We start from the raw sequence: 2147 nt of genomic DNA, 5'->3' as shown, positions 1-2147 counted from the left end.
CAACTCTGACACACCGAGCAGGTAGCGGCTCAGTCCAACAAGCGATTATGCAACACAAACTGCGTGTCGCATAAATACTAAAATGTTATATTTCAATCAAGGTGAGTCGGTGAAGTCGAAGATTTGGACTCTAGTAATTTCATTGTTTTTTGTTAGCGCCACGATGGCTAAGAGTGAGATGAACCCAAGAGTTTCAGCTATAAAAAGCAACTTGATCTATGAGGGAACCTTTGTAGAGGGCGAAGTGATTGGACTCATCGTAAAGAGTGATAATGATGCTTTTACGCTTATGCTTGATAGCGATAATCAAATTTGGTTTGACGATTCATTTTTAATGTCCAATAAAGAAAAAAAGCATGTGACTCCTCATTTAGTAAAGATATTCGAAGAAGCAACTGATCCGCAGAAAAAAGCTGCAATAGCAACAATGTTAAAGGCAATGCTATGAAATATAACAAGTTGCTAAAGTTCGTTCGTACACTCACTGGGACAATTAACAGTTGGCTTGGCGCTTCGCGTAAGTATATCCAACTGTTAATTGCCCCTTAGCAAAGCGTTATATTGCAATTGAAATTTTGTGAAAGGAATCTAGCTAAGTGATCTATTTTGCCTATATCTTCTGGGTTATTATGCTTTCTTTCGCTATTCCGAATATTTGGTCGGGTTTAGCTGCAATTAGCTTTCTAGCTTGTATTGTTGCAGTTATTAATTACTCAATTAAAAGCTATAAAATTTATCGCAACGGTCAGGTTTCAGCTTTGCGTAAATGGTTGGTATATTTATATTCACCACTAGTAGCAGCGTCTATGGCAATAATCATGATCTATTATGGCGTAGCTGCAATATAACAAGCCATTGCAGTGCGGGACTTTTAATAGTTGGCTTTCCTCACTGCGTTCGTTATTTTAGCCAACAATTAAAAGCCCCTGAATGGGGCGTTATGTTTCTTGAAAAAATTATGCAACCTGAAGTCGCAACCATTAATGACTTATTCGTAAACTATTTTACGGGCAAAGATTTCGAAAATAATTATGGGGTGCAAGTTACTTCATTAAGTAATTTAAACTCTCTGGTAACGGTGAAATTAAGCTTTTTAAAAAATCATACATACTGCTGTGGTGAGTTAACTTGCCATTTTAAAGCTGATTTTGCTCAAATTAGGAAGCGGGCAAAAAATTTAGGTGTTACCTTAGCTCAAAACTTAACTATAAAATTTGATGTAATCATTGAAGATGGTGCGTTATTTACGTTAGGTGATTCAGCTCAAGTAAGTAAAGGGTTTAAATATACTAAGAGTTTTTGTGAAAATATGCACGAAACATAACAAAGCAATAATGAATGGGACGCAAAAAGCTTGGCTGCGTCACTTTGTTCCTATTATAGCCAAGATTTTTCGCGCCCCATATTGTGGCGTTATGCATAAAAGGAATTTGAGATTGGAGTATTTTTTAAAAAAGCACGGAGATAAGTCATTCGGCCTATTTATGGTCATCTCGATAGTTCCCCTGCTGATGTACGAAACAGTATTAAATTCGTCATTTGTATGGGCGTTTAAGTATTTGTCAGTTCCTATCGTTATTATTTGCTTCTACGTTTACTTTAAAAGAATCCCAAACCTTCGCCGCGAATCTGGAGAATTGAAAGGAATTATACTAACGACTGTTGTTGCTGCAATGCTCCTCCTTATGAGTGGAGGCTTTGTTCTAGGGTTCAATAATTTCATTGGCCCCCAATCTGATTTTCAGTTAAGCGGCTCTGTTGTAAAGCTAGACACTTATGAAAGCACAAAAGCTGGAACGAGTTACTATGTCTTCATAAAAACAGTAGATAACGGAAAAACTCTTAAACTCGATGTATCTAAGAAAAATTATACAGCGTTAAAAGTTGGAGATTTTTACTCCGAGCCATGGAAAAAAGGCTCGTTGGGGTTGTTGTATAAACGCAAGTAGATGCATAACAATCGCATTAACTCGCTCGCGGGCTCGCTGGGACAATAACACATAGGCTCAGTCGCTTCGCTCCAATTTTAGCCTACGTGTTATTGCCCATTATGCGGGCGTTATGTGTATAGGATGGTTATGGATAAACCTAAAAGTATAAAGCTCACAACTATATTTATTTTTCTTGGTTGGCTGGTCAGTTTGGCT

The 2147-nt window shown here is 37.4% G+C and carries 4 protein-coding genes; all 4 read left to right on the top strand.

Annotated features, from left to right (window positions below):
- Positions 1-109: 109 nt before the first annotated feature.
- Entirely contained in the window at positions 110-448 is a 339-nt protein-coding gene (locus tag AN394_RS21075; RefSeq protein ID WP_054564101.1) for a hypothetical protein, read from the top strand.
- Between the two features lie 148 nt (positions 449-596).
- Positions 597-848: a hypothetical protein gene (locus AN394_RS21070; protein ID WP_054564102.1), complete on the top strand. Its 252-nt coding sequence runs from the start codon at positions 597-599 to the stop codon at positions 846-848.
- 92 nt (positions 849-940) lie between these two features.
- The gene (locus AN394_RS21065; protein ID WP_054564103.1) at positions 941-1324 is read left to right on the top strand and encodes a hypothetical protein; all 384 of its coding nucleotides are present in this window, start codon (positions 941-943) and stop codon (positions 1322-1324) included.
- 10 nt (positions 1325-1334) lie between these two features.
- A complete protein-coding gene (locus AN394_RS21060; RefSeq protein ID WP_152967005.1) occupies positions 1335-1949 on the top strand; it encodes a hypothetical protein in 615 nt (204 codons plus the stop codon).
- Positions 1950-2147: the final 198 nt, after the last annotated feature.

This window comes from Pseudoalteromonas sp. P1-26 (assembly GCF_001401795.1).
Classification (GTDB): domain Bacteria; phylum Pseudomonadota; class Gammaproteobacteria; order Enterobacterales; family Alteromonadaceae; genus Pseudoalteromonas.
Note: the sequence above shows the minus strand (reverse complement) of the source record. Positions and strands in the feature narration are given on the sequence as shown.

Bases quoted from the DNA above. Each gene is read 5' to 3' on its own strand.
- AN394_RS21065 (WP_054564103.1), top strand. From the start codon at position 941: ATGTTTCTTGAAAAAATTATGCAACCTGAAGTCGCAACCATTAATGAC.
- AN394_RS21060 (WP_152967005.1), top strand. From the start codon at position 1,335: ATGAATGGGACGCAAAAAGCTTGGCTGCGTCACTTTGTTCCTATTATA.